The organism is Nocardiopsis deserti (assembly GCF_008638355.1).
GTDB lineage: Bacteria > Actinomycetota > Actinomycetes > Streptosporangiales > Streptosporangiaceae > Nocardiopsis > Nocardiopsis alborubida.
The window spans coordinates 120,063-145,717 of sequence record NZ_ML703347.1 but is presented as its reverse complement, the minus strand read 5'-3'; the positions used below and the strand labels follow the sequence as shown (position 1 = coordinate 145,717).

At 70.4% G+C, this 25,655-nt stretch carries 24 protein-coding genes; 9 read left to right on the top strand and 15 right to left on the bottom strand.

What is annotated here, in order from left to right:
• Together FYW99_RS00660 and FYW99_RS32080 are read left to right on the top strand one after the other, a co-directional pair.
• A complete protein-coding gene (locus tag FYW99_RS00660) occupies window positions 1-5,031 on the top strand; it encodes a DNA repair ATPase (RefSeq protein ID WP_150248755.1) in 5,031 nt (1,676 codons plus the stop codon).
• Between the two features lie 887 nt (window positions 5,032-5,918).
• Window positions 5,919-6,665, top strand: a complete 747-nt coding sequence (locus FYW99_RS32080) for a hypothetical protein (protein WP_223838608.1) — start codon at window positions 5,919-5,921, stop codon at window positions 6,663-6,665.
• Window positions 6,666-6,887: 222 nt separating this feature from the next.
• Here the strand turns inward: FYW99_RS32080 and FYW99_RS00645 are convergent, their stop codons facing one another.
• The 3 genes from FYW99_RS00645 to FYW99_RS00635 all read right to left on the bottom strand — a co-directional run bounded on the left by FYW99_RS00645 (window position 6,888) and on the right by FYW99_RS00635 (window position 8,086).
• Complete coding sequence (locus tag FYW99_RS00645; protein WP_150248752.1) at window positions 6,888-7,148, bottom strand: Txe/YoeB family addiction module toxin; 261 nt, start codon at window positions 7,146-7,148, stop codon at window positions 6,888-6,890.
• Window positions 7,145-7,396: a type II toxin-antitoxin system Phd/YefM family antitoxin gene (locus FYW99_RS00640; RefSeq protein WP_017563364.1), complete on the bottom strand. Its 252-nt coding sequence runs from the start codon at window positions 7,394-7,396 to the stop codon at window positions 7,145-7,147. Before FYW99_RS00640 ends, FYW99_RS00645 begins: the two co-directional genes overlap by 4 nt.
• 84 nt (window positions 7,397-7,480) lie before the next feature.
• Complete coding sequence (locus FYW99_RS00635) at window positions 7,481-8,086, bottom strand: suppressor of fused domain protein (RefSeq protein ID WP_150249799.1); 606 nt, start codon at window positions 8,084-8,086, stop codon at window positions 7,481-7,483.
• Between the two features lie 660 nt (window positions 8,087-8,746).
• Between FYW99_RS00635 and FYW99_RS00630 the strand changes: the two genes are divergently transcribed.
• Window positions 8,747-9,154 carry a hypothetical protein gene (locus FYW99_RS00630; protein ID WP_150248750.1) on the top strand — a complete coding sequence of 136 codons (408 nt, stop codon included), beginning with the start codon at window positions 8,747-8,749 and terminating at the stop codon, window positions 9,152-9,154.
• A gap of 137 nt (window positions 9,155-9,291) precedes the next feature.
• Here the strand turns inward: FYW99_RS00630 and FYW99_RS00625 are convergent, their stop codons facing one another.
• The 8 genes from FYW99_RS00625 to FYW99_RS00590 form a co-directional block, all read right to left on the bottom strand.
• Complete coding sequence (locus FYW99_RS00625) at window positions 9,292-10,299, bottom strand: aldo/keto reductase (RefSeq protein WP_150248745.1); 1,008 nt, start codon at window positions 10,297-10,299, stop codon at window positions 9,292-9,294.
• 134 nt (window positions 10,300-10,433) lie between these two features.
• The gene (locus tag FYW99_RS00620; protein WP_150248741.1) at window positions 10,434-11,294 is read right to left on the bottom strand and encodes a helix-turn-helix transcriptional regulator; all 861 of its coding nucleotides are present in this window, start codon (window positions 11,292-11,294) and stop codon (window positions 10,434-10,436) included.
• A 143-nt stretch (window positions 11,295-11,437) separates the two neighbouring features.
• Window positions 11,438-11,920, bottom strand: a complete 483-nt coding sequence (locus FYW99_RS33035; RefSeq protein ID WP_394350321.1) for a phosphotransferase — start codon at window positions 11,918-11,920, stop codon at window positions 11,438-11,440.
• Between the two features lie 417 nt (window positions 11,921-12,337).
• Complete coding sequence (gene tgmC / locus FYW99_RS00610; RefSeq protein WP_150248735.1) at window positions 12,338-13,516, bottom strand: ATP-grasp peptide maturase system methyltransferase; 1,179 nt, start codon at window positions 13,514-13,516, stop codon at window positions 12,338-12,340.
• Window positions 13,513-14,490 (bottom strand): ATP-grasp ribosomal peptide maturase, encoded by a 978-nt coding sequence (gene tgmB, locus FYW99_RS00605; protein WP_150248732.1) that lies wholly within the window; start codon window positions 14,488-14,490, stop codon window positions 13,513-13,515. Before tgmB ends, tgmC begins: the two co-directional genes overlap by 4 nt.
• Window positions 14,490-14,843: a putative ATP-grasp-modified RiPP gene (gene tgmA / locus FYW99_RS00600; protein WP_150248730.1), complete on the bottom strand. Its 354-nt coding sequence runs from the start codon at window positions 14,841-14,843 to the stop codon at window positions 14,490-14,492. Before tgmA ends, tgmB begins: the two co-directional genes overlap by 1 nt.
• Window positions 14,844-14,983: 140 nt before the next feature.
• Entirely contained in the window at window positions 14,984-15,199 is a 216-nt protein-coding gene (locus FYW99_RS00595; RefSeq protein WP_061079694.1) for a hypothetical protein, read from the bottom strand.
• Between the two features lie 52 nt (window positions 15,200-15,251).
• Window positions 15,252-15,788 carry an ATP-binding protein gene (locus FYW99_RS00590; protein WP_223838606.1) on the bottom strand — a complete coding sequence of 179 codons (537 nt, stop codon included), beginning with the start codon at window positions 15,786-15,788 and terminating at the stop codon, window positions 15,252-15,254.
• Window positions 15,789-15,982: 194 nt separating this feature from the next.
• Here FYW99_RS00590 and FYW99_RS00585 point away from each other — a divergent pair, with 194 nt between their 5' ends.
• Together FYW99_RS00585 and FYW99_RS00580 are read left to right on the top strand one after the other, a co-directional pair.
• Window positions 15,983-16,795 carry a helix-turn-helix domain-containing protein gene (locus FYW99_RS00585; protein WP_150248728.1) on the top strand — a complete coding sequence of 271 codons (813 nt, stop codon included), beginning with the start codon at window positions 15,983-15,985 and terminating at the stop codon, window positions 16,793-16,795.
• Complete coding sequence (locus tag FYW99_RS00580) at window positions 16,795-17,037, top strand: DUF397 domain-containing protein (protein WP_223838604.1); 243 nt, start codon at window positions 16,795-16,797, stop codon at window positions 17,035-17,037. Before FYW99_RS00585 ends, FYW99_RS00580 begins: the two co-directional genes overlap by 1 nt.
• 46 nt (window positions 17,038-17,083) lie before the next feature.
• Here the strand turns inward: FYW99_RS00580 and FYW99_RS00575 are convergent, their stop codons facing one another.
• Window positions 17,084-18,016, bottom strand: coding sequence for a 1-aminocyclopropane-1-carboxylate deaminase/D-cysteine desulfhydrase (locus FYW99_RS00575; RefSeq protein ID WP_150248721.1), 933 nt, complete (start codon window positions 18,014-18,016; stop codon window positions 17,084-17,086).
• A 373-nt stretch (window positions 18,017-18,389) separates the two neighbouring features.
• Here FYW99_RS00575 and FYW99_RS32075 point away from each other — a divergent pair, with 373 nt between their 5' ends.
• From FYW99_RS32075 to FYW99_RS00560, 3 genes are all read left to right on the top strand, one after another.
• Window positions 18,390-19,067 (top strand): hypothetical protein, encoded by a 678-nt coding sequence (locus FYW99_RS32075; protein ID WP_223838602.1) that lies wholly within the window; start codon window positions 18,390-18,392, stop codon window positions 19,065-19,067.
• Entirely contained in the window at window positions 19,064-19,567 is a 504-nt protein-coding gene (locus FYW99_RS00565) for an ATP-binding protein (protein ID WP_150248718.1), read from the top strand. The genes FYW99_RS32075 and FYW99_RS00565 overlap by 4 nt, the downstream gene beginning before the upstream one ends.
• A 235-nt stretch (window positions 19,568-19,802) precedes the next feature.
• On the top strand, window positions 19,803-21,620 hold the full coding sequence (locus FYW99_RS00560) for an acyl-CoA dehydrogenase (protein ID WP_150248715.1): 1,818 nt from the start codon (window positions 19,803-19,805) through the stop codon (window positions 21,618-21,620).
• 70 nt (window positions 21,621-21,690) lie between these two features.
• Here the strand turns inward: FYW99_RS00560 and FYW99_RS00555 are convergent, their stop codons facing one another.
• On the bottom strand, window positions 21,691-22,485 hold the full coding sequence (locus tag FYW99_RS00555; RefSeq protein ID WP_150248712.1) for a GNAT family N-acetyltransferase: 795 nt from the start codon (window positions 22,483-22,485) through the stop codon (window positions 21,691-21,693).
• A 182-nt stretch (window positions 22,486-22,667) separates the two neighbouring features.
• On the opposite strand from FYW99_RS00555, the gene FYW99_RS00550 reads away from it, so the two are divergent.
• Window positions 22,668-23,501, top strand: coding sequence for an SDR family oxidoreductase (locus FYW99_RS00550; RefSeq protein WP_017563382.1), 834 nt, complete (start codon window positions 22,668-22,670; stop codon window positions 23,499-23,501).
• 187 nt (window positions 23,502-23,688) lie between these two features.
• On the opposite strand, the gene FYW99_RS00545 is transcribed toward FYW99_RS00550, so the two are convergent.
• Entirely contained in the window at window positions 23,689-24,141 is a 453-nt protein-coding gene (locus tag FYW99_RS00545) for a TIGR03668 family PPOX class F420-dependent oxidoreductase (protein ID WP_150248709.1), read from the bottom strand.
• A 224-nt stretch (window positions 24,142-24,365) separates the two neighbouring features.
• The gene (locus FYW99_RS00540) at window positions 24,366-25,652 is read right to left on the bottom strand and encodes an MFS transporter (protein ID WP_150248706.1); all 1,287 of its coding nucleotides are present in this window, start codon (window positions 25,650-25,652) and stop codon (window positions 24,366-24,368) included.
• Window positions 25,653-25,655 lie beyond the last annotated feature (3 nt).

Below are 25,655 nucleotides of genomic sequence, written 5' to 3'. Positions count from 1 at the left end.
GTGACAGAGGCCCTGCCCCAGGAGACCGAGGGGCCGGACGCCGGGGACGCGCGTTCGCTGGACGCGGGCACCTACGAGGTGCTCCGCGCCCGGCTGCGCGAGCAGACCGGTGAACTGGCCCGGCGGACCGAGCAGCTCAACGCACGCCGTCTGGAGGTGTTCGGCGGCACCGAGCTGACCCTGCTCGGCACCGAGCGCGTGCGCACCGAGCACAACTGCGTGCCCCGGGACATCGTGAGCGTGGGGCGTCCGGCCGCGGACGGCGCCGACGGCGCCGTGATCCTGTTCGGCTACAACGTGTTCATCGGCATGCAGCGGGAGACCCACGTCCCCGACGTGTTCTCGCTGCACCGCCACGAGCGCACCGGTGACGGCTTCGCCTTCGCCGACGCCGACGGGGACGCCGTCACCGGGCTGCTCGACGACGAGCGGTTCCGGCAGGACTTCGGCCAGCTCTACCGGTACTACCGCGACGCGCGCCTGCTCCAGCTGCGCCGGGTCGAGGAGCGGCTGCTGGCCGTGTTCCAGACCGGCCCGCGCACCGAGGACGTGCGCGTGCTGCGGTGGTCGGTGTCGCCGACGGGCGAGGTCGCCTACCTCGACGCGCGCGGCGAGCGCGACCACGTGTTCCCGCCCTCGCACGACTTCACGTGGGTGGAGGCCACGCGCGAGGACCACGTGGCGGGCCGCCACCCGCACATCTCGATCCTCGACGAGCTGTTCGTGGAGACGGTCGGCGGCGACCTCACCATCAAGGTCGAGAACAACACCGAGGTCGGCGAGGGCGTCTACAGCGAGCCCGTGGACGAGCCGTTGCAGAGCCTGGCCGACGCGTCCGTGCACCACGCACGGGTGGGCTCGCTCATCCTGCTGCGCGTGCTGCCCTACAACGAGACCGAGTGGCGCCACCTGGTCTTCAACACGCGTACCAAGGAGGTCGAGCGCCTCGACGGCATCGGCCAGTCCTGCCAGCGCCTGCCCGACGACCAGGGGCTGATCTTCCCCGGCGGCTACTACCTGGCCACCGGGGTGGCGCGGACCTTCGACACCGACGTCACCGACCTGGAGTTCGAGCGCCTGGTGCGCTCGCCCAACGGCGAGGACGTGCTCTACGTCTTCCACTCCCGCGCGGACGGCCGCAGCCTGCTGCTGCCCTACAACACCATCCGCAAGGAGGTCGCCACCCCGATCGTCTGCCACGGGTACTCGCTGTTCGACGACGGCACCATGACGGTGTTCCGCGACAACTCGGGCGAGCCGACCCGGGTGCACCCGATGCAGGTGTGGCAGACGCCGTACGCGTCGGACGTGTACGCGGCGGCGCAGCCGGTGGGTACCGGCCCGCTGGAGAGGATCGGCAACGCCGAACTGGTGCGGGGCGTGTCCGAGTGCCTGTCGGTGGCGCGCATGGCCGAGGACATGCGGCCCTCCACCGAGGTGTTCGAGGCGCTCATGGCCGCCTGCCGCCGGGTGACGGACCGGTTCCACTGGCTGGGCGAGGAGGAGCTGGGCGACCTGGCGGCGCCCCTGTCGCAGGTGCGCGACACCGCCGCGCGGGTGCTGGAGGAGTTCGAGACCGTCCAGGCGCTGACCCGGCAGGCCGCCGACACCCTGGCCGAGGCGGAGGAGAGGGCGGCCTCGCTCATCCGCACCGCCCGCGGGGAGGCGCCGCGGACGGCGGAGGGCTGGGTGGCGCGGCTGACCGGGCTGCGCCGCGCCCAGGGCCAGACGGCCACGCTGCGCGAGACGCGTTACGTGGACACCGCGCGTCTGGAGGCGCTGGACGGCAGGCTCGCCGAGGAGGTCGACGCCACCGGCCGCCGCACGGTGGCCTTCCTGGAGCGCGACGACGCCTTCGCCGGGTACCACGACGAGGTGGCGCGGCTGGTCGCCGACGCCGAGGGGATCGGGGCGGTCAGCGCGGCGACGGCGGTCGGGGAGCGCATCGCCGAGCAGACCGAGGGCCTACAGGTGGTCACCGAGGTCGTCGGCTCTCTGGACATCGGCGACGCCCAGGTGCGCACGCGCATCCTGGAACGGGTCAGCGAGGTGCTGGCCGGGATCAACCGGGCGCGCGCCACGCTGGAGGCGCGGCGCGGTGAACTGCTCGCCCTGGAGGGGCGGGCGGAGTTCGCGGCCGAGTTCGCCCTGCTCGGGCAGGCGATCACGGGGGCGCTGGCCGCCGCCGACACCCCGGACCGGTGCGACGAGCAGCTGGGGCGGATCATGCTCCAGCTGGAGAACCTGGAGACGCGGTTCGCCGAGTTCGACGACTTCCTCGGGGAGCTGGCGGACAAGCGCGAGGACGTGTACGAGGCGTTCTCCACCCGCAAACAGGGTCTGGTGGACGAGCGGGCGCGGCGGGCCGACCGCCTGGCGTCGTCGGCCGCCCGCGTGCTGGAGGGCGTGCACCGCCGGATCGCGGCGCTGGAGACCCTGGAGGACGTCAACACCTACTTCGCGTCGGACGCGATGGTGGCGCGGCTGCGCCGCACCTCCGAGGAGTTGCGCGCGCTGGGCGAGACCGTGCGCGCGGAGGAGCTGGACGGGCAGGTCCTGGCCGCCCGCCAGGAGGCGGGCCGGGCCCTGCGGGACCGTGCCGACCTGTTCGAGGGCGGCGCGGGTGGCGAGACGATCCGGCTGGGCCGGCACCGCTTCGCCGTGAACACCCAGCCGATCGACCTCACCCTCACCCCGCACGGAGGGGAGATGTCGGTGGCGATCACCGGTACCGACTTCCGTGCGCCGGTCACCGACGAGGCGTTCGGGCGGACGCGGCACCTGTGGGACCGGGTCCTGGTGTCGGAGAGCCCGCAGGTGTACCGGTCCGAGTACCTGGCCGCGTCGGTGCTGGCCGCGGCCGAGGAGGGCGCGCAGGGCCTGACGCCGGAGCGGCTGGGCGAGGCGGAGGCGGGTGCGCAGGACGGGTCGTCGCTGCTGGACCTCGTGCGCGGCTTCGCCGAGGCCCGCTACGACGAGGGGTACGAGCGGGGCGTGCACGACCACGACGCCGCGCGGATCCTGTCGGTGCTGCTGCGGCTGCGCGCGGGGGCCGGACTGCTGCGGTATCCGGGCGGGGTCCGGGCCGCGGCGCAGGTGTTCTGGGCCTTCGGCGCCGACGAGGAGCGGCGGTCGGCGTGGCGGACCCGGGCCGGTTCGCTGGCGCGGGCCCGCGAGGTGTTCGGGATGCGCGGGTCGGCCGCGGTCGACTCTCTGCGCGCGGAGCTGGCGGCGGCCGTGGACGGGTTCCTCACCGACACCGGGCTCCACCAGGACGCCGACCTGGACCTGGTGGGCGAGTACCTGTTCGAGGAGGTCGCGTCGGAGGGGCCCGGGGAGCGGGGGTTCGTGACCGGCGCGGGCGCCCGTCTGCTGCTGGACCGGTTCCACCGGGCCATGGGCAGCGCGCGGGAGAGCACGCGCAGGGCCTTCGAGGAGGACCTGCGCGCGCTCGACGGCGACCTGTCCGCGCGGCACCAGCTGGTGTCGGCCTGGCTGGAGGCGTTCGCGACCACGTTGGAGGAGGTGGACCCGGGCGACCTGCCCGAGGCCGCCGCCATCGAGCTGACCGGCGGCGCCGTGGAGCGGTACGAGTCGTCGGCGGCCGTCGCGGAGAGCGTGGACGGGCTGCTGGGGTCGCACCCGCGCGTGCGCGAGCGCTCCCTGGAGCTGCGGCTGGACGAGTTCCTGCCGCGCACCCGCCGGTTCCGGCTGGAGGAGGTGCCCGCCTACCGGGACTTCCAGCGGCGCCGCAACGAACTGGTGGCGGCCGAGCGCGAGCGGCTGCGGCTGGAGGAGTACCGGCCCAAGGTGATGAGCGGGTTCGTCCGCAACAGGCTGTTGGACGAGGCGTACCTGCCGTTGATCGGCGACAACCTGGCCAAGCAGCTGGGCGCGGCCGGGGACGACAAGCGCACCGACCAGAGCGGTCTGCTGCTGCTCATCTCCCCGCCCGGATACGGCAAGACCACGCTCATGGAGTACGTGGCGAGCCGTCTGGGGCTGGTGTTCGTCAAGGTCAACGGGCCCGCGCTGGGACACGCGGTGACCTCGTTGGACCCGGACGAGGCGCCGGACGCCACCTCCCGCCAGGAGGTCGAGAAGATCTCCTTCGCGCTGGAGATGGGCGCCAACACGATGCTCTACCTGGACGACATCCAGCACACCAACCCCGAGCTGCTCCAGAAGTTCATCTCGCTGTGCGACGGCCAGCGCCGCATGGAGGGGGTGTGGAACGGGCGGACCCGGACCTACGACCTGCGGGGCAAGCGCTTCGCGGTGTGCATGGCGGGCAACCCGTACACGGAGCAGGGCAAGCGGTTCCGGATCCCGGACATGCTGGCCAACCGCGCCGACGTGTACAACCTGGGCGACGTGCTGTCGGGCAGGGAGGAGCTCTTCGCGCTGAGCTACGTCGAGAACGCGCTGACCTCGAACCCGACCCTGGCCCCGCTGTCCACGCGGGACAGGGAGGACGTGTACCGGTTCGTGCGGATGGCGCGGGGCGACGACTCGGTGGGCGCGGAGCAGCTCGACCACCCCTACTCCGCGGTCGAGGTGGACCGGATCGTGTCGGTGCTGCGCAAGCTGCTGCGGGTTCAGGAGGTGGTGATGACCAACAACGCGGCCTACATCGCCTCCGCGGCGCAGTCGGAGGAGGCGCGCACCGAGCCGCCGTTCCGGCTCCAGGGTTCGTACCGGAACATGAACCGGCTGGCGGAGCGGATCGTGCCGGTCATGAACGACGCCGAGGTGGAGGCCGTGATCGACGACCACTACCTGGGCGAGGCGCAGACCCTGACCTCGGGCGCGGAGGCCAACCTGCTCAAGCTCGCGGAGCTGCGCGGGGTCATGACCCCCGAGCAGGAGGCCCGGTGGGCGGAGGTCAAGGAGGCCTTCCGCCGCGGCCGGGCGCTGGGCGGCGCCGAGGACGACCCGATGACCAGGGCCATCGGCGCGATGGGCCTGCTGGCCGACCGTGTGGGCGAGATCGGCACCGCGATCGGGCAGGGACGGGGCTCCGGGCACTGACCGGATGACACGTGCGGGCCGCCACCCCCTACGGGTGGCGGCCCTTTTGCGTGGGTGCGGGTGTGAGCCCGCGGTCGGGGGAGCGGCACTTTCCCGGCCGCGCGAGCGGGAGAACGCGAGGACGGCCCGTGTGCGTGGGTGCGGTCCGTCAGGTCGAAGGGATCAGGAGGCGGACGGGTTCGCGTGGGGGGTCGGTGACCGTCCTCGGGTCGCGGTCGCGCGGGAGGGCGACGAGCGGCGCGGCGTCCACCGGCGGCCGACCCGCGCGGGGCCGCCCGGAGACCCCGAAAATCCACAGAAGGCAAGAACCACACAGCCCGTACAGCCGTCTAAAGCGCCCTCCCCCACAAGGGGGAATCCGAGAACCGCCAATAAAAGAATAAGAGTGATCTGCTTCACAGTAACAAACCAGGGGGACCGGCACCGCCCAGCCAGATCCTTTCTCTATGCCTCGAAATATTGGCCCATTCTTGACAGAACTTTTTTCGTAAAAACGCAATGTGACCGGACGGACACGCGACAAGAGAGCCGCACGCGAGACCCATACACGGCTTGAACTGGCCTTATGGGGAAAGCCGCGTTCGACCTCCCCGGCTCTTCGCCGCCAGCCCCCGCAGTGCGGGCCGCCCTGCGCCGCTGCCCGCTCCGCACTGCGGACCGCCCCGCGCCGAGACGAAAAAGGGCTTTGCAGGACAAGGGCGACCGGAATTCGGTGATACATTCAAGGAGTTGTCAGGGCGGGCGCGGTTCCCATGACCCTGTAACTCCCTCCTTCACCTTCGCCAGACGTTTCGGGAAGCCCCGGCAAACCCGCTGAAGCGGTCGACCAAAGCTCTCGAACTCCGGTGTGAACCTCTCGCGCATCCACTCCTTGAAAGAAAACGAACATGATGAGCCGCAGCACCCGTTCCTCCCTCTTCGCCCTTCTCACCGCCGGTCTGCTCACCCTCGGCGCGACCGGCTGCTTCAGCCAGGACGCGGCCGACGCGGAGCCGTTCGACGCGGAAGCCCAGAGCGCCGAGAGCGTCAGTGCGGAAGGAGTGACCACGACCCTGGCGGGCGAGGTCACCTACCTGGCCCCGAACGAGTACCTCGTCGAGAACCAGGCGTTCCACGTCGACGAGACCACGCGGGTCCTCGGCGGGATCAACGTCTGCCCCGCCGAGGACGGCGTCGACGAGACCGGTTACGGAATCGTGGAGTGCTCCTACGAGGAGCTCGACGCCGCCCTTCAGGAGGGAACCGCCGTTCTCGCCGAGGTTGCGATCGTGGACGGGTTCGCCGAGTCGATCACCGAGTACCAGACGGACGGCCACGGGGATCCCGAGAGCGGTTCCGGGGGCGGGGACTCCTCGGCCGAAGGGGTGACCACGACCCTGACGGGCGAGGTCACCTACCTGGCCCCGTACGAGTACCTCGTCGAGAACCAGGCGTTCTACGTCGACGAGACCACGGAGCACGTCGGCGGCATCTACGTCTGCCCCGGCCCGGAGGGCCTCCACGAGGACGGCCACGGAAACCTGTCGTGCCCCTTCGACGAGCTCGAGACCGCCCTCGCGGAGGGAACCTACGTCTACGCCGAGGTCGCGATCGTCAACGGGGTCGCCACGACGATCCTCGAATACCAGAACTGATCTCCGGAACCCGGGGAGGGCGGACGACCAGGTCCGCCGGGGCGGTACTCCTCCACGGGGTACCGCCCCTTCCGTGTCCTCAGCCGGTTCCCGGCACTCCGGGCGGAGAGCGGAGGCTCCGGTGGGCGGGACCGGCACCGCGATCGGGCGGGGACGGGGCTCCGGGCACTGGCCGGGTGACATGTACGGGCCGCCACCCCCTGCGGGTGGCGGCCCATCGGATCACTTTCCGTAGTGGTACCGGCAGGCGGCGATACGGATCTCGTCCTCGCTGATCCGATAGACCAACCGGTGTTCGTCGGTGATCCGCCGCGACCAGTACCCGTGGAAGCCGTGACGGAGGGGTTCGGGCTTGCCCATGCCCTCGTTGCCGTTGCGGTCGATGTCCTTGATCAGGACGTTGATACGTTTCAGGACCTTGCGGTCCTGGCCCTGCCACCAGACGTAGTCCTCCCAGGCGCCCTGCGCCCAGACGAGTTTCATTCGGCCAGGCCCCGTTCGATCCCCTGGTCGGACTCCAACTCCTCGATGGCGGTGACGAGGCGTCGCGCGTTCTCCGGGCTGCGGAGGAGGTAGGCGGTCTCCCTGAGGGTCTCGTACTCCGACAGCGCCATCATGACCACCGGCTCGTGTCCGGCTCTGGTGATCACGACCTCCTCGCGGTCGTTCACGACGGAGTCGAGCGTGGCCGCGTAGTTCGCGCGGGACTCCGAGTAGCTCATCGTCTTCATCGCTGCGCCTCCTGGTTCCGTCGTTACACCCATCATTGTACAGGATTACGTACGCAGGCCGCTGGGTTGTCGTCTCCGACGGCGTCAGAGGCGGACGGGCTCCCGCGAGGGGTCGGTGGTCATCCTCGGGTCGCGGTCGCGCAGGAGGGCGACGAGCGGGGCGGCGGTCCCCGCCTGCTGGATCGCCTCGCCCTCCTCGGCCAGCAGGCCGACGAGCTGGAAGAAGAGGACGATCCCGTTCGGGGTGTCCATGGCGCGGACCTCGGTGTCGGGGACGATGACCAGGGAGGTCATGTCGCCGTTGGCGGGCTCGCCGCCGAGCGGGGACGGGGTGACGATCCAGTGGCCCACGTCCAGGTCGATACCCGCGAGGAAGCGGTCGGCCAGGGCGTGCATGACGCGCAGGATCCAGGCGGGCACGGCCTCGTCGCCGTCCTCGCGCGGGAGGCGGCAGGTGAACTCGAAGCCCGAGCCGGAGACCCGGGCCTCCTCGCTGGTCTTCTCCCCCAGTTCGGTCAGCCCGAAGGACACCAGCAGCCAGTGGCCGTCCAGGGGGTAGGCGAGGACCCCGTCGAGGCCGTCGGCGGACTCGCCGTCCGGCGCGAACTGGATGGTCAGCGGCTGCACGTCGGGGTACCGCTCCGCCCACTCCTCGTAGATCCGGACGAGTCCGGGCAGCATCTCCAGCATCGCGTCGTCGCTCTCCACCTCGGGTGACGGGTCCGGGTCCGAGGATACGAGCGCGCCGGGAGCGCCCGGGCCAGGGCGGCAGGCGGAGGTGGGTGGAGGCGGAGGCGGGACGGCCCAGGGTCTTCCGGGGACCGTTCGGGCGACGCGGATTTCCCGGGGTCCGCTCCGGGAAATTCGCGCATTTTCCCAGTCGACAGAACCACGGATCCCGAACGCGCGTCCAAGGCACATCAGACCGGTTTCCAACCACTTCCGTGCCCGCCGACAAGAGCCGGTCGTCTCGCCGTGGACAAATCTGCGAAAACAGTACAGCCTAACGGGATATTTAGCTTCCGTCATTGATCATGGGCACAGGCGGCAGGGCACCTCCCGGACACGGAACGCCCGGGGCCGCGCCATCCTGCACGGACAGCAGCGCCGACCAGGCGAAGGGCCACCCTTCCCTCACCCGGACAGCACAAACCGCTCCACCATGTTCAATCCTTGAAATTCGACGGTTAACCCTCGGGCCGATACGACTCCGACACCCTCAGGATTCTCCCCGATATCCACGATCAGCGTTTGAGTAGCCAGCCCGGGGGCACGACCACGCATAACGCACTCATCCCCCAATCCCTGGCGAGTCCATTCACACACCGCTCCCCACAGGAAAGGAACGCGATGAATCGCGATATCCGCACCAGCGCGCTGGCCGTTCTCTCCGCTGGCCTGCTCACCCTCGGTGCGACCGGCTTCAGCCCGGCGGCGGCCGCCGAGCAGCGAGGAGCCGAGACCCAGGGTGTGGAGGCCGGTGCCGAAGGGTTCACCGGAACCCTCTCCGGCGAGGTCGTGTACCTGGCTCCGTACGAGTACATCGTCGGTGACCAGGCGTTCTACGTCACCGAGGACACCGAGATCCTCGGCGGCCTGTACACCTGCGCGCCCGAGGTCCCCAACGACGACATGACCGGGACCGTGGAGTGCAGCATGGAGGAGTTCGATGCTGAACTGAAGGACGGGACCGTCGTTCTGGCCGGGGTCGAGGTCGAGGACGGTATCGCCCAGACGATCACCGAGTTCCAGGCCTGATCTCCGACCGCGTTCCGTCTCCGGGGCCGCTCCTGTCCTCCCGGGCAGGGGCGGCCCCGGCGGCTACTCCACCAGGCTCCACCCCTCGCCGTCGTAACGCCGCTTCCGGCCGCCGCCGTCGATGGCCTCGGACGCCGTCAGTACCGGCTGCCCGTGGCGGACGGCACCTCGTCGAGTTCCCGCAGGTCCTCGGCGGACAGGACGAGGTCGGCCGCACCGGCGTTATCACGCAGGTAGGCCGACTTCTTCGTTCCGGGGATCGGGATGACGTGGTCGCCCTGCGCGAGCGTCCACGCGATCGCGACCCGCGCCGGGGTGGTGCCGTGGCGCTGCGCGACCCGCCGCACCACGTCCACGATGCGCTGGTTCTCCCGCAGCGCCTCCTCCTGGAAGCGCGGCTGGCTGGCGCGGAAGTCACCCTCCTCCAGCGAGGAAGCGGTGACCGCCCCGGTCAGGAACCCTCTTCCGAGCGGGGAGAACGGCACGAACACCGCGTCGTTCGCGGCGCACCAGCCGACCACGTCACCCGGACCCTCGGCCCCTCCCGTCAGGCCGCCTCCCCCGCCCGCGCTGCCGCCCGGCGTTCCCTGGGCGTCGCGGGTCCACAGGGACAGCTCCGACTGGACCGCCGCGACCGGGTGGATCGCGTGCGCCTCCGCGGCCTGGTCACGGGTGACCTCCGACAGCCCCAGGTGGCGCACCTTGCCCTCCGCCACCAGCTCGGCCATCGCACCCCAGGTCTCGGCGAGCGGCACCTCGGGGTCGACCCGGTGCAGGTAGTACAGGTCGACGGCGTCGGTGCCGAGCCTCCTCAGACTCTCCTCCGCCGACCGCCTCACATGGTCGGGCGTTCCGTCGCGGTGCATCGCGTACGTTTCGGCCTCGTCCATGACCAGTCCGGTCTTGGTGGCCACCACGACCTGGTCGCGCAGCCCCTTGAGCGCCCGGCCCGCCAGTTCCTCGTTGTGCCCGCCGCCGTAGGCCTGGGCGGTGTCCAGGAACGTCACCCCGAGACCGACGGCCTCGCGGATCAGCTCCACTGACCGGGCGTCGTCGCGCTCGGAGGCCGAGTAGGCCCAGCTCATCCCCATCAGACCGAGTCCTACGCCGCCGACCCGCGTCCCCTTGAACTCACGTGTGCGCATGCCGTCCACCCCTGCTTCCGTTCGGTCCGTGCGGTTGTCCGCGCGGCCCATCCTGGTACCGGGCGGGCGGAGGTGGCAGACCCGGGCCGTCCTGGCACTGCCAGTGTCACCCTCGCGGCCCTCGCGGGCCCGGCTCAGGCGCTGCGCACCAGGCGGGCGCTGCGCGCCAGGCGCTCCAGGGCCTCCATGGTGCCGGTCCCGGGACTGGGGTTGTGCAGGACCAGGGAATGGCCGGGGAGATCGGGGATGGACAGCAGCGACGCCTCGAAGACGAGGTCTCCGACGTCGGGATGGGTGACGGCCTTGACCGCGCGAGAGGCGGCGGCCACCTCGTGGCGGGACCACAGCTCGGCGAACTCGGGGCTGACCGATCTCAGGTCCGCCGCGATCCGGGCGAACCCCGGGTCGTCGGGGTAGCGGGCGGCGTCCCCGCGAAAGCGCGCGACGACTCCGGGCGCCGCGTCGTTCCAGTGCCTCATGAGACGGCGGTAGCTGGCACTGGTGAAGAAGGTCACCAGACAGTTGTGGTCGGTGCCGCCGTAGCCGAACACCTCCGCGGCCGGTCCGTTGAACGCCACCAGGTTCCAGTGGCGGTCGCGGATGTAGGCGGGGCGGGGAGCCCAGGAGTCCAGCACCCGGAGGAGCTCGTCCGGAACCCCGGCCCCAGGAGCCTCCTCGGCCACCGGGGGGTTGAGGCCGGAGAGGAGGTAGAGGTGCACACGCTCGTCCGCGTCCATCCGCAGGGTGCGGGCGACCGCGTCCAGAACGCCTCCGGAGACGTTGATGTCGCGACCCTGTTCGAGCCTGGTGTACCAGGAGACGCCGACTCCGGCGAGCACGGCCACCTCCTCGCGCCGCAGTCCGGGGGTGCGGCGGCGCCCGGCCCTCGGCATCCCGACGTCCTCGGGGCTCAGGCCCTCGCGGCGTGTGCGGAGGAAGTCGCGCAGCTCCTCGCGGCGGCGCTCCGATGACGCGGACGGCGGCGAAGGACTCATGGGCACACGATAGTCCGGCGGCGCGCGGCGGCGCGTCGCCGGACGACGGTGGAGCGGCCCCGTCGGTCTGGGCACAGGAGTCGACGGCGCTCTGAGCAGCGGCCATAGGCTCCGGTGGGTGGGACAGGCCAGCGGGGCCGTTGCTACGGCGTCGTCAACAGCCCTGCCGCGAACCTGCGCGCGTAGGGGGCCAGACGCGCGTGGACGGCGTCCCGCTCGGCCGCTTGGACGATCTCGGCGCAGATGATCAGGTGTGCCAGTCTCCCCGCGTCGGTGTTCAGCACGTCCGCGAAGACCTCACGCACCTCGGCCGCCGTCTCGGGTTGGGCCAGCGCGTAGGCGTGAAGAACGGCGGCGTCGTAGCCCAGCGGCGCCAGGCCCCAGCCCTCCCAGTCCAGAACCATCAGGGGATCGCGGGTCAGATTGGCCCAGTGCAGATCCCCGTGGGAGGCCACCCAGGTCCGGACGTCCAGATCCACGTCGGCCAACGCGATCTCGGGAATGTGGTTGGGGATGCGGTGGACGAACGCCTGGGAGACCACTTGTCGCTGTTCAGGAGCAGGAGCGGCACGAAGAACGGTCAGCGCATGGCGCAGGTCGTGCCACCAGCGGGCGTCGGTCTTCACGGGAACGGTCAGATCCGGGGTCCGTGAGACTACGGTCCCCGGCGTGTGCTCCCACAGCAGGGCTTGGAAGGCGGGGGCCGTGCCCCAGGTGTGCTCAGCGAGCAGGCGCGGCCGGGGGACATCAGCGCTTACCAGCGCATCGGCCAGGGCCGCGCCTTCCCATACCTTCCCACCTGGTTGGGGCGCGGACATGACGCGTAGCCACACGGGTGTTCCCTCGGTGGTGGTGGCCGAACCGCTGAGGGTTCGGCCACCCACCCCGGGATGCAGAGCGTCACCATCGTCATCGGGTGCGGTCAGATTCAGGGCCGCGATGGCGTGGTGCCACGCCTGGTGGAGGTCAGGCGTTGTCTCGGGAGAGGAGGAGGTCACTGATGTCCTTGAGTCGGGCCTCTTCCAGAACAGGAAGGCCGTTGCCTACGGAAGCGGCAGCGGCCAGCGCTGGTCGCTCTCGGTGGAGCCGAACCACACGTGCTGGTCCTCAGGCGTGGCGGTGACACCGAAGGCGCTCCAGTCCGGCTGACCGTTGGCGACCCACCAGCGGTGCACCTCCTCCACCCGCGTCCACAGACGGCGGGGTCCGCCCTGGACCACCGGGTATCGGCCCTCGACCGCGTCGGTGTCGATCTCGGCCCAGGCCCCGTCGGCGCCCTCCATGAAGAGGAAGTCGTCTCCGGTGTCGGCCGTCCTGAGAACGGTGTCGGCGTCCGTGGTGGCCAGTTGCGCCAGGAACGCGATCACCCGTTCCTCACGGAGGAGGGCGGGGTCCAACGTGGTCGTGCTCCGTTCCCCGGCGTCGTCCACACTGACGCGCTGACGGGGAACGCTGCTCCGTGCGGGCATGAACCCGGCCCACTGCGGAAGGAAGTGCCCCCGCGCGGTGCGGTCGTCGCGCACGTGGAGCCTGAGCATGGCGCCCCCGGTGCCTCCCGCGATGTTGACGAGGATGCTTCCTCCCGGTGCCACCTGGTTGATCCACTCCGGTGGAACGTGGGTGAAGGCCGTGGTGCTGATGATCCGGTCGTACGGAGCGCGGTCGGGAAATCCCTTGTGCCCGTCGTGCTCGGCCACGACAGGTGTGTATCCCAGGACGGAGAGGCGCCGGGCGGCGTCGGAGACCAGGCGCGGTGAGATGTCGATGCTCGTGATCCGGTCCGAACCCAGCACCTCGCACAGGACCGCCGCGTTGTACCCCGATCCGACTCCGACCTCCAGAACGCGGGGGTCGTCGTCCAGGTCGAGTTGGTGGAGCATCCGCGCCATGAGGCTGGGCATCGTGGAGGAACTGGTCCACCGGCCGGTTCCGGTGCCCCCGGGTAGGGCGTCGGTCACCGGTTCTCCGGCGATCTCGATGGTCAGAGTCTCGTCGGCGTAGACGTGGCGGGCCCACTCCTCACGCTGGTCGGGGTCATCACTCCGTACGAGCCTGTGGCGCGAGCCCTGCGGAGTGTCCTCGTGCAGGGCGAAGGCCGGGACGAACACACCCCGGTCCACGCGTCGGAACGCCTCGGTGAGGCGGTCGCCGGGCACCAGCGCGCCATCCTCGACCAGACGGGCCACGAGGGTGGACGAGGGTTCGTGAACAACTCCGGTCACATCTGTCCTTTCTCCAGTAGTTCGGCGATGCTCTGTCCAATGGGCAGGTCGCAGCGGTCCGCGAGCCATCCCCACTCACCGTTGGGGTTGACCTCCAGGAGGGTCCACCCGCCGTCCGGCGAGACCACGAAATCGGCGGCGCCGCAGACGAGCCCGAAGAAACGCATGTAGCGCCCCAGGCCGGAGCGGACCTCGTCGGGGACGTCGATGACCTCGTACCGATGGGCGTCGTAGTCACTGCGCCAGTCGATGTGCGCGGCCTCGGACTGGGCGTGGATGGCCACGGCGAACATCGTCTCGCCCACGACGGTTAGGCGGACCTCGAACGCCTTGTCCACCCACTCCTGGAAGCAGTGAGCGGTCAGCCCCACGGCGGGGTCGCGGAGTTCTTCAACGGCGGTGACGGCACTGGCGTAGATGATCCGGGTACGTCCCTGCTCGACGTGCAAGGCGCCGCCGACCGGTTTGTACACGACGGGGCCGGGGATACCGGCGGCCCAGTCGGCGGCGTGGTCGGGCACGTTCGTGATGATCGTGCGCGGCACCCTCAACCCGGCCCTGGCCGCCGCCGCGAGCTGGACGGGCTTGTACTCGGCCGCGCTCATGCGTGACGGCTGGTTGACCCACAGGCAGTCCAGTGCCAGGAGGACACCTCCGAAACCCATGCGGGCCTCGCGGTAGGCCCAGCGCTGGTCGGGGCCGGACATGCCCTCGACCAACGTGAACTGGGAGGGGCGCCGGTAGTAGACGCCGCGTACCGATCCCAGGTCCACGCTTCGGAAGGCATCATGGACCGTTCCCTCCCAGTTCCCGTCGAAGGCGGCCTCCACGGTCATCGAGGCGGGGAAGTCGCCGGGGTCCATACGCACGACGGGCACGCCGCGTTCGGACAGGTGGTGGATCACGGGGTCGGCGGTGCCGTCCTCGGTGTGGGTGAGGACGAGCACCGCCTTCCGTGCTGCGGAGGAGGCCATCAGTCGGTGGTGGTTTCCTCGGTGCTCGGCCGCGCGCTGTCGGGCTCGCCCGTGGTCTCCTTGGTGCCGCTGGAGCGCTTGCCCACGGCCGGTGCTCCGGTGAGGCGATCGGTGCCCTGCTGGGTCACGGGGTCGTAGACGTAGCGGTCCACTGCCTCGGCCACCTCGGGGCGCAGCTTCGGGGTGACAGCGCGCCGCAGTCCCCAGGGTCGGACCCGGGTCGGAGGCTCGTCGCTGGCTTCGAAGACGGCTGTGGAGGGGTCCAGGGGGAAGGCGTCGCCGAGGCGGACGATCTGCGCGCGGGACTCGCCGTCGGGCGACTCCAGCAGTGCCGAGAGGTTCGTGGAGGACATAGGGAGTTCCTTCCTTGCTTCGGATACCTCGCACCAGGTCAGCGCGGGGTTCCACCAGTTCCGCTCGGACGGTGCCCGCGGAACCGGGGAGCTTTCGCCGTGCCGCTGAGCCCGTGCTTCCCACCCGGCTCGTGGCGGCCCTACAGGTAGGGCCCGGAAGCGTCCGGCTGGTTCAGGAGTGCGGCGATGTGTTCCTTGGGGTAGCGGCGTGCTCCGCCCGGGGTGCGGAAGGGCCGGAGGACACGGTCCCAGTCGCCTCGGTGGAGGCTGCGGGGGCGGATGTTGAACAGTTGGGCGACTTCGCCGGGGGTGAAAACGTCGGGGCGGCCGTCGAGAAGGTAGCTGTAGTCGGGCATGAGGCACTTTCCGTGTTCGGCGGGTGGGCGTGGCGCGAGGCAGTGCCGTTCCTCAGGCGCTGGCGGTGAGGGCCCCGGCCCACTGGTGCCCGGTGCGGTCGATGAGGGCGCGCACCGTCAGGGGTCCGCCCGCGTTCCCTGTCCAGTCCCAGGACACCGTCAGCTCGTCCAGCATCAGCAGCCCGTTGCCGGTGGCTTCCAGCGGTTCCGTGGGCTTTCGCGGACGCGGAAAGCGGATGGGCTGGTCCGGCCTGGGGCCGTTGTCGGTGACCGTCAGGGTGTAGGTGTGGGGCTTGCGGTGCAGCGTGACCCGGACGGTACCGCCGGGGTCGCCGGATCGACTGTGCTGCTGAGCGTTGGTGACCAGCAGGCTCACGGCCAACACCAGCGGAAAGGCCGCACGGCGCGGGGAGCGGGCGTTGCGGTAGGCCCAGTCCCGGGCGATCCCGACGTGGCGGGGATCGCTGCCCAGGACGATGCCGCAGCGGTCGGAGTCGTCGAACCGCATCCGCCAGGGCGGTTGGAGCATCGGCGTTCGGCGGCTGGGGACGCCTTCCGGGGCGGACTGACGAGGGATAGCCTGGTTCATGTTCGTACCTGTTGTCGTGAGAAGCACGGGTTCCGGACCAGGTCCCGGGGTTGTCAGTACAGCCGCCGGGACTTTTCTTCGGCCGTCGTCACAGTCTCATCGGAAGGCTCGTCTGATCTACCGATCGCTGGGAAATGCGAAATTCTCAGGTAAACCCTGTTGGCGCCTGATAGCGGACTGGTAAGAAGCTGTGCATGGCGAACGAGGTCGATCCAAAGGCTCGGAAGTTCGGCGCCGAGGTGCGCCGGTTTCGCGAACAGGCGGGACTTTCACAGAGCAGGCTGGCAAGCCTGCTACCAGCGTCCCAGGCGACGGTCAGTGATATCGAGCTGGGAAAGACGCCTGCCAAAAAGGACACGGCGGAACGAATTGACCAGGCGCTTAACAGCGAAGGTCGCCTGGTCGCCGTGTGGGAGAAACAGCACGAGGCCTACACGCCGCCGGACTGGTACAGGAAACTGCCGATCGTGGAGCAGAGAGCCACCCAGATTCAGCAGTACCACCCGTTGCTCATCCCCGGACTTCTACAAACGCGCGACTACATGCGCGCCTCGATCCGGGCAGGAAACCGGGCTGACTCGCAAACAGCGGTGGAAGCGAAGGCGAAGGAGCGCACCGAGCGACAGGTCATCCTGGCCCGCGATGACGCCCCCTTCTTCTCGGTTGTCCTAGACGAGACTGTGCTGTACCGGCGTCTCGGCAGCCCTGACACCATGAGGGAACAGCTTGGGTACCTGTTGGAGGTCTCCACGCGGAGCAGAGTGGAGATCCTGGTCGTCCCCGCCGATACCTGGGACCACCCGGGACTCGACAACGGCTTCATGCTGCTGAGAGTCCCGGACGCCGGGATGCTCCTCTACCTGGAGACCGGATCAGTTGGAGGCGTGATCGTCGACGCGGACACTGTCGAAGAACACGTATCCCGCATGGGAGACCTGCGGGGATTCGCACTCCCTCCGGATCAGTCACGGTCGCTGCTCAAGAAAGCACAAGGAGAAGTTGAGTGATGATCGAAGGATCGTGGTACAAGTCCACGTACAGCAAGGCTGAAACCAACTGCCTGGAGGCCCGCTTGAACACCCCCTCGTGGCACAAGAGCAGCTACAGCATCGCCGAAACCAACTGCGTCGAGGTCGCCGAGGGTGCCACCACCGCCGTGCGGGACACGCAGAACCGCGAACTGGGGCACCTGTCGTTCGCGGCCACCGAGTGGACCGCGCTCGTGGACTCGCTCAAGAGCCTCGGCTAGCCACCAGAGGCCACAGGGCGGCACTCCTCACGTAGTGCCGCCCTTTTCAGGTCGCCGCCCGACCTCCCGCGTTCTGACCATCCGAGCCCTCGGGCGGACCAGTAACAAGTGCGACCACGGTACTGCCCTGACAGAACCTTCCTCGCGCCACCAGGTCGTAGACCCCGGCGAGCATCTTGGCCACGTAGATCCGCTCCAGCAGTACCCCGTGGCGCCCATGAAACTCCTGGATGAAGGCGGCCAGCTCAGGCGGGTACTTGGCGAACCCTCCAAAGTGGTATTCGGTCTCGATCGACCAGTTGCCGGTCACCGCACCCGCGTCCTCCTGGAACCGACGTACCTCCTCAATGAGGAAGTCACCGCCCTTCAGCACTGAGAAGCCGATGGCCTCCCGCTCCGGGGGCAGCCCTGCCGCCAGGCCAGCGAGGGTTCCACCCGTACCGCACGCGCAGCAGACGGCGTCGAAGCCCTCGTTGATCTCGTCAGCGATCGTGGCGCAGCCGCGCACGGCCAGTGCGTTGCTCCCGCCCTCGGGCAACAGGTAGAAGTCACCGAACCGCTCGCGCAACCCGCCGACGACCCCGGACGTGTGCTTGGCCCGATAGCTTGCCCGGTCCAGGTACTCCAGCCGCATCCCCTGTTCCGTGGCATACGCGAGCGACCAGTTGAGCGGCCGGTGCTCCTCTCCCCGGATGACGCCGATGGTCGAGAACCCGCACGCCCTTCCGGCCGCGGCCACCGCGCGGATGTGGTTGGAGTAGGCGCCGCCGAAGGTCAGCAGCGTGGAACGGCCCTGCTCGTGCGCCGCCTGGAGGTTGAGGTGGAGCTTGCGCCACTTGTTTCCCGGCACCTCCGCGCTGATGAGGTCATCGCGCTTGAGCAGCAGACGGACCCCGTGCTCGCGCAGGAACTCGTCGTTGACCTCCTCCAACGGCGAAGGCAGCCGTACGTCCGCATGGCCACAGCCCTCGTGCTCCATACGGGAAAGGCTAACCCCGACGCCTGGACCGAGCCAGGGGTTCTAACAGAGCTGACAAGACACCCGGCTCGCCTTTCACATCGCCACATAAGAACCGAAATTATGAGCAAAAGCAATGAATTCCGACATCAGGGTCATACAAAAGACAACCGGGGGGCCGATCAAGACCCACAAATCACCCATGAGCTGCGATGATGCGACCGGCGTGAAATTACCCGGGAGTAGTTCGCAGAAAAGTTCGCTTCCACTCCGCCCCTGCCCTTAATCTGGCACCGGACACACAACTCCATCCACACAATGACCCCGCGACGGTTACTCACCGTCCGGGGCCGTGGCCAGCAACATCAGCCCTTTAACAACAAGGATTGCCAGCATGCGCCAGTTTAGCGCTGCGGCCCTGATCCGCGCCTTCGGCATGGTCAAGGCCCTCTTCGCGCCCCCGTGCGGACGCCACTCCTCCACCGGCGGCCGTCGCCGCCGCTCCACCCGGGTCCGCCGCTACGTCCCGGTTCCCGCCCAGGTCCGCGCTCCGGTCGAGGCCACAGCGCCTCCCGCACCTCCCACACGAACCAACCGGGCCCCAGAACGCCCCGAGCGTCCCAAACTCCCCGCCGCTCCCGTCCCGGCAGCCCGTCTGGCTCCGCCGAGCGAGCACTTCCCCGCCGATGACATCGCCCTGGTCCGCCCCTACTACACGGCCCGCGAAGGAACCCGCGAGCCCGGGTCCGCGCGAGTCCGAAGCGAGGCGACCATCCGCCTCGCCCACCCGCCGGGCAGGAACGTCCCCTTCTCCGGCGACCTCCTGGCGACCGGCCCCGCGCCGGTCCCCGCGCAGGCCCTCGCCCCCGAGCCCGCCCCGGTTCCGGTACCCGCCCCTCGTCCTCCGTCCCCCGCGTGCGAGGACCCCGAGGACTGGCGCACGTTCACCCGCCTCGCCCGCGTCTGGCTCGACCAGCAGCAACAGCGCACACAGCAGACCCAAAGGGCCCAACGGACGCAGCAGACTCAGCAGCCCCGCCCGGAGCACCACCGACAGGCGGTCCCGGCATGATCTTCCTGAGCACGCCCAGGGTTCCGCACCCCCTCGTCCGCTGGGAGCACCGCGTCTACCCCGGAGCGCTGGACCAGCTCGCGCGGGTCCGCGCCGACCTCGCCGCCGACCTGGCCGGTTTCGACGAGGACCTCGTCGAAACCGTGCGGCTGTGCGCCAGCGAGCTGTTCGCGAACTCCGTCAAGTACACGGATTCGGGAGGGAGAGACGGCGAGGTCGTCCGCGCGCTGTCGATGCCCCACGCGCGAACGCTCCGGTTCTCGGTGAGCGACTGCGGCGGAGGCGGCGGAATCCCGGCCGTCCCGGAGGAGCGGACGGAGGACGAGTGGAACTGGGCCGAGGGCCAACGCGGTCTGCTGCTCGTGGAGAACCTGTCCACAGCCTGGGGACACTTCCGCCTCGCCCCCTGGGCCGACCTGGGCACCCACGTGTGGGCCACCTTCGCCGTTCCGCCGGGCGGCGCACCGCCCGCTACGCGCCCCTATCTCCTGACCAGCTGAAACCTCCACAAGGGCGGGGAGGCGGCAACTCACCGCACTCCCCGCCCCGGACAGTCCGCCCCGGACAGTCCGCCCCGCACGTCTTACGAGAACTTCGCCCCCTTTTGGTATCCCCTGGGACACAACTCCCTCCCCCTACTGGCGTAGGTGCCTACTCGGTAGTAACATTGACTTGTTACTAGTCGGTAGATCCGCGTGTACAGACACCGCGGCCAGGGACACAGCGGAGCTGTCCATGACGCATTACAAGAGCAACCTGCGCGACATCGAGTTCAACCTCTTCGAGGTCTTCAGGCGCCAGGACGTACTGGGCCAGGCCCCCTTCGAGGAGCTGGACGAGGAGACCGCCCGCACGATCCTGGACGAGGTCAACCGCCTCGCCACGGGCGTCATCGCGGAGTCCTTCGAGGACGCGGACCGCAACCCCCCGGTCTTCGACCCGAAGACGAACACCGTCGCGGTCCCCGAGAGCCTCAAGAAGTCCTACAAGGCCTACATGGACGCCGGCTGGTACAACCTCGACCTCCCCCAGGAGCTGGGCGGCCTGGGCGCCCCCCGCTCCCTGGTCTGGTCCGCCGCCGAACTCATCCTCGGCTCCAACCCCGCCGTGCACATGTACTCGGCCGGTCCGGGCTTCGCGAGCATCCTCCACGCCGAGGGCAACGAGGAGCAGAAGAGGTTCGCCGAGCTGGCCATCGAGCGCGGCTGGGGCGCCACCATGGTCCTCACCGAGCCGGACGCCGGGTCGGACGTCGGCGCGGGCCGTACCAAGGCCGTCGACCAGGGCGACGGCACCTGGCACATCGAGGGCGTGAAGCGCTTCATCACCTCGGCCGAGCAGGACATGACCGAGAACATCTTCCACCTGGTGCTCGCCCGCCCCGAGGGCGCGGGCCCCGGCACCAAGGGCCTCTCCCTCTTCCTGGTCCCCAAGTACCTCATCAACGAGGACGGCTCGCCCGGCGAGCGCAACGGCGCCTACGTCACCAACGTCGAGCACAAGATGGGCCTCAAGGCCTCCACCACCTGTGAGCTGACCTTCGGCGACAAGCACCCCGCCGTCGGCTACCTCGTGGGCGACAAGCACGACGGCATCCGCCAGATGTTCCTCGTCATCGAGTACGCGCGCATGATGGTCGGGACGAAGGCGATCGCCACCCTGTCCACCGGCTACCTCAACGCCCTGGAGTACGCCAAGGAGCGCGTGCAGGGCAACGACCTGGCCGCGGGCAAGAACTCCCCCAAGGTGACCATCACCCACCACCCGGACGTGCGCCGCAGCCTCATGACGCAGAAGGCCTACGTGGAGGCCATGCGCGCCCTGGTGCTGTACACCGCCACCCAGCAGGACGCGATCCAGATCGCGCACCGCACGGGCCAGGACGCCACGGAACTGGAGGCCATGAACGACCTCCTGCTGCCGATCGTCAAGGGCGTGGGCTCCGAGCGCTCCTACGCGCTGCTCGCCGAGTCCCTCCAGACCCTGGGCGGCTCCGGGTTCCTCCAGGAGTACCCGATCGAGCAGTACATCCGGGACGCCAAGATCGACACCCTCTACGAGGGCACCACCGCGATCCAGGCCCAGGACTTCTTCTTCCGCAAGATCGTGAGGAACGGCGGCCAGGCGCTGGGCACGCTGGCCGGGGAGATCAAGGCCTTCGCGCAGAGCGACGCGGGCAACGGCCAGCTCAAGCAGGAGCGCGCACTGCTCCTGGAGGCGGCCGAGAACGTCGAGAAGATCGTCGAGCTCATGGTCGGCCACGCGATGGGCTCCGCCGAGGACGCACGCGAGCTGTACAAGGTGGGCCTGAACTCCACCCGCCTGCTCATGGCCTTCGGTGACGTCGTCCTGTCCTGGCTGCTGCTGCGCCAGGCCGAGGTGGCCCTCAACAGCATCGACGGCGCCAGCGACGAGGACAAGGACTTCTACACCGGCAAGATCGCCGCCGCGCGCTTCTTCGCCGAGCAGTTCCTGCCGCGCATCGCCGCCGAGCGCCGCATCGCCGAGGGCGTGACGGTGGACCTGATGGACGTCCCCGAGTCCGCCTTCTAGGCGGCTCCGGAACCCGCACAACGAAACCCGCGCAAGGGCGGGGCGGCCCCGGGGCCGCCCCGCCCCTCGGTCATCCCGCCTCCGGCGGTGACCACACGTAGGGGGTCGTGGTGGTCACCTCCTCGAAGCCCAGGCGGCGCAGGATCGGCGCGCTGTCGTCGGAGGCGTCCACCTGGAGGTGGCGGACCCCGCGCGCGGCGGCGATCCGGGCGCGGGCGGACACCAGCGCCCGGTAGACCCCCCGGCCCCGCCATTCGGGCAGCGTGGAACCGCCCCAGAGCCCGGCGAAGTCCGTTCCCTCGTGGAAAACCAGCCACGCGGCGGACACCACCTCCTCCCCGGCCTCGGCGGTCATGACGACGGTCCCCTCCGGGTCGGCGGCGATCCGGGCGGCCAGGTCGTCGGCCAGCCACCCCCAGTCCTCGCCCCACAGCCGGGACTCCATGTCGGCGATCCGGCGCAGGTCGGCCGTCTCGGCCACCCTGCGCAGCACGACCCCGGCGGGCGGCGCGGACGCGGTGGCGACCGCGTCGGTCCGGCCGACCAGGACGGTCTCGCGCTCCTCGGGCGCGAACCCCGCCGCACGGAGGCGGTCGGGCAGATCCTCGGGCAGGTCGTGCCCGTGGGTCTTCCACTCCACGGACTCCCCGCGCGCCGCGAAGCGGTCTCGCTGCCGGGCGATCAGCCGGTCCAGCGCGGCCCCGCGCACGCCCGTGTCGGGCGGCGCGCAGACCAGCCCCCTGCGCTGGCCGACCAGCCGCGTCACCGGGCCGTCCGGTTCGGCACGGACCCCGGCCGGGAGGGTACGGGGTACGCCCCGCATCTGTTCGTCATAGGCCCTGAGCAGGCCCCGCTTCGTCGTCACGGGCCGACCCTACGGACTTCCCGGTGCCGGTCAACCGGTTTTCGCGCGCGGCCGGGCGGGGCTCCCCGCCCCACGGTCCCCGCACGTCCGCGCCACCGGTCCCACGTGTACGGGGGGTGGCGCTGGGTAGCCGCTCACCCGAGCGCGTGCGCCGCCGGGAGGCGCACGGAAGGGGGCAGAGCATGGCACGCGACGACCGCGTCGAGGGAGCAGAAGAGTTCGACGACTACGACCGCGTGGCGGTGGTGACGGGCGCGGACAGCGGGATCGGCCGGGCGACCGCGGTCCGCCTCGCGCAGCAGGGCTTCGACGTCGGCGTCACCTTCCACCACGACGAGGAGGGCGTGCACCGCACGGAGGCGGAGATCCGCGAGATCGGCCGCAGGGTGTCCGTGCGCCAGCACGACCTCGCCGACCCCGTGCGGGGTTCGGAGGCCGTCGCCGAACTGATCGAGGACCTCGGCGGCGTGGGCGTCCTGGTCAACAACGCGGGCACCGGCTCCGGGGAACAACTGCTGGACACCGACTACGAGCGCTGGCGCGAGGTCCTGTCCGTGGACCTGGACGCGCCCTTCCTCTGTTCGAAGATCGCGGCCACGCACATGCGCGACGCCGGTCGCGGCGGCCGCATCGTCAACATCACCAGCGTGCACGAGGAGTTCCCGCGGGTGACCGCGGGCGCCTACTGCGCCGCCAAGGGCGGGCTGAAGCTGCTCACCCGCGTCCTGGCCCTGGAACTGGGCCTGTACGGCATCACCGTGAACGCGGTGGCGCCGGGCGAGATCGCCACGCCCATGACCGGACAGCACGAGGAGGAGCCCGCGCTGGACTCGCGCGCCGGGTACCCCCTGTCCCGGCCGGGCCACGCCTACGAGGTGGCGGAGGCCGTGGCCTTCCTCGCCAAGCCGGAGGCGTCCTACGTCACCGGCGCCTCGCTGTTCGTGGACGGCGGGCTCTCCCTGATGGGCCCGCAGGCCGGAGGAGCGCTCCAGGACGCCACCTGGCGCGCGGGCTGACCTCCGGCCGCACCGGGATCCGCCGCCGCGGACGGCGGGGTGGCTCCGGCCCGCCCCGGCGTCACCTCGCCGATCGTGCGCGGCGGGCTCCCACCCACCAGGGATGATCTTGCTACCAGCGTCACCGTCGGCGGTCGACAGTGACGCTGGTAGCAAGATCACCGTCGAACGGACGCGCACCGCGCCTTCAGCGCCCGGGCCCGCCGGGCTCCGTGCCGGGCTCCTCCGAGGCCGACCACCCGGACCAGTGGTGGACCTCCACCAGGATGATCGCCTCCGCGGGGGGCGTGTCGCGGTACCGGGGATAGCGCTCCACCAGCCGCTCGCGGGCCTCGGTCCAGGCCGGGCCGTTGTGCTGGACCAGCGCCTCCCCGTCCGCGCGGACCCACCACAGCCGGTCCCAGTCGTCGGAGTACTCGTCCGCGAGCAGCGACACCCGGGGGTCGCCCTCGATGTTGCGCATCCGCCTCAACCGGTACGTGGTCTTGGGCTTGTGGTCCACGGGGATCGCGATCGTGTCGCCGTAGGCCGCGAACACCACGGGCACCAGATGGGGCTGCCCGTGGTCGCCCACCGTGGCCAGCCTGGCGACGCGGCTCCGCGCGAACATCTCCCTGGACCGCTCCGGACTCCACCTCATAACAGAGAAAGTCCCACGCGGCCCGGGGCGGCACAAGGGGCGCGCACGCCCCTTTTTCTCCCCTTGTGCTCTTGCCTCCTTGTCCTCTTGCCCTCACGCGCGCGCACGCGCGCACGCGCGGAGACCGGTCACCGGGGCAGGTGCCGCGCACCCACGCCGACGCGCGCACGCGCGCGGGGACGGGGTGGCTGCTGACCACCCGCACGCGCGCGGGGCCGCGAGAGCTAGCTCCGGGAGCGGCGGAGGACGAAGAAGTACAGCGCCGCGGTCGCGCACACCGTGGCGACGGCCATCGGCACGAACGCCAGCTGGTAGGCCTCGGGCCCCTCCGGCAGCGTCTGGAGCAGCGCGCCCGCCGCCACCGTGCACACCACGGCGGTCGTGAACCCGCTCATGTTCACCAGGCCGGAGGCGACGCCGGTCCGGCTCGCGGGGATCCCGTCGCGCGCGAAGTCGAAGGAGACCGTCGGCGCCAGGGTCTGCCCCACCGCGCTCACCGCCAGCACCGTCAGTCCCACGGCCACCGGAACTCCCCCGGGCCACGCCACCAGCAGCAGCCAGCCCAGGCTCAGCGCCGTGCTCAGGGTGAGCCCCAGCCAGCGGCGCACGCCGGGGTTGCGGCCGATCACGACGCCCGCGAGCGGGGCTATCCACAGCCCGCCCGCGGCCAGGGCGGTGAGGGTGAGGGCGGCGGTGTCCTCGGACAGCCCCAGGCCGCTCACGAGGAACGGGTAACCCCACAGCACCATCATCATCGTGAACGGGGCCATGACGGCCGCGTGGTGGGCCATGCCGATCTGCGGGCCGCGCGAGCGCAGCGCCTCCTTGAGCGCGGCCCACACCGAGATCGGGTCGGCGACCGTGGAGCGGCCCGCCGCCCCGGCCGGGCGGTCGCGCACGACCACCAGCATCAGCAGGGCCATCAGCGCGGTCAGGGCCGTGGTGGACAGGAAGGCCGCCACCCAGCCGAACCCCTCCAGGGCCCACGCCAGCGGCGCGGCGCTGGCCACCTGCCCCGTTCCGCCGACCACGCCGGTGAGCCCGCTGACGAGGGCGTAGCGCGCACGCGGGAACCACAGGGCCGCCAGCCGGATGACGTTGAGGAAGACCAGGGCGTCGCCGAGGCCGATGAGGAACCGCCCGGCCACCGCCACCTCGATGCCGGGGGCGAGCGCGAACAGGCACGACCCGACCGCCATCGCCGCCATGCCCATCACGAGCGTGTAGCGGGGCCCGAGCCGGTCGGCCAGCAGCCCGGCGGGCACCTGGAGGACCACGTACACCAGGAGTTGCAGCATCGGCAGCAGGGAAAGCAGAGCCGGTCCGACGTCGAAGCGGGCCTGGGCCTCCAGGGCGGCCACACCGAGACCGTTGCGCTGGAGCATCGCCAGGAAGTACCCGCCCACGGCGACGCCCCACACGAGCCAGGCCCTGGCACCGCCCGCGGGTTCGGAGGCCACGACGCCCTCCCGTGCAGTAGTCCGGTCACCGGATGTCTCGGTCTGTGTCACTGG

Excerpts from the sequence above, each read along its gene's own strand:
- FYW99_RS00560 (WP_150248715.1), top strand. The coding sequence starts at position 19,803 with ATGACGCATTACAAGAGCAACCTGCGCGACATCGAGTTCAACCTCTTC.
- FYW99_RS00590 (WP_223838606.1), bottom strand. The coding sequence starts at position 15,788 with ATGAACCAGGCTATCCCTCGTCAGTCCGCCCCGGAAGGCGTCCCCAGC.
- FYW99_RS00620 (WP_150248741.1), bottom strand. The coding sequence starts at position 11,294 with ATGAGTCCTTCGCCGCCGTCCGCGTCATCGGAGCGCCGCCGCGAGGAG.
- FYW99_RS00585 (WP_150248728.1), top strand. The coding sequence starts at position 15,983 with ATGGCGAACGAGGTCGATCCAAAGGCTCGGAAGTTCGGCGCCGAGGTG.
- FYW99_RS32075 (WP_223838602.1), top strand. The coding sequence starts at position 18,390 with ATGCGCCAGTTTAGCGCTGCGGCCCTGATCCGCGCCTTCGGCATGGTC.
- FYW99_RS00565 (WP_150248718.1), top strand. The coding sequence starts at position 19,064 with ATGATCTTCCTGAGCACGCCCAGGGTTCCGCACCCCCTCGTCCGCTGG.
- FYW99_RS00575 (WP_150248721.1), bottom strand. The coding sequence starts at position 18,016 with ATGGAGCACGAGGGCTGTGGCCATGCGGACGTACGGCTGCCTTCGCCG.
- FYW99_RS00640 (WP_017563364.1), bottom strand. The coding sequence starts at position 7,396 with ATGAAGACGATGAGCTACTCGGAGTCCCGCGCGAACTACGCGGCCACG.
- FYW99_RS32080 (WP_223838608.1), top strand. The coding sequence starts at position 5,919 with ATGATGAGCCGCAGCACCCGTTCCTCCCTCTTCGCCCTTCTCACCGCC.
- FYW99_RS00630 (WP_150248750.1), top strand. The coding sequence starts at position 8,747 with ATGAATCGCGATATCCGCACCAGCGCGCTGGCCGTTCTCTCCGCTGGC.
- FYW99_RS00645 (WP_150248752.1), bottom strand. The coding sequence starts at position 7,148 with ATGAAACTCGTCTGGGCGCAGGGCGCCTGGGAGGACTACGTCTGGTGG.
- FYW99_RS00580 (WP_223838604.1), top strand. The coding sequence starts at position 16,795 with ATGATCGAAGGATCGTGGTACAAGTCCACGTACAGCAAGGCTGAAACC.
- tgmA (WP_150248730.1), bottom strand. The coding sequence starts at position 14,843 with ATGTCCTCCACGAACCTCTCGGCACTGCTGGAGTCGCCCGACGGCGAG.
- FYW99_RS00635 (WP_150249799.1), bottom strand. The coding sequence starts at position 8,086 with ATGCTGGAGATGCTGCCCGGACTCGTCCGGATCTACGAGGAGTGGGCG.
- FYW99_RS00545 (WP_150248709.1), bottom strand. The coding sequence starts at position 24,141 with ATGAGGTGGAGTCCGGAGCGGTCCAGGGAGATGTTCGCGCGGAGCCGC.
- FYW99_RS00595 (WP_061079694.1), bottom strand. The coding sequence starts at position 15,199 with ATGCCCGACTACAGCTACCTTCTCGACGGCCGCCCCGACGTTTTCACC.
- FYW99_RS00550 (WP_017563382.1), top strand. The coding sequence starts at position 22,668 with ATGGCACGCGACGACCGCGTCGAGGGAGCAGAAGAGTTCGACGACTAC.
- FYW99_RS00625 (WP_150248745.1), bottom strand. The coding sequence starts at position 10,299 with ATGCGCACACGTGAGTTCAAGGGGACGCGGGTCGGCGGCGTAGGACTC.
- tgmB (WP_150248732.1), bottom strand. The coding sequence starts at position 14,490 with ATGGCCTCCTCCGCAGCACGGAAGGCGGTGCTCGTCCTCACCCACACC.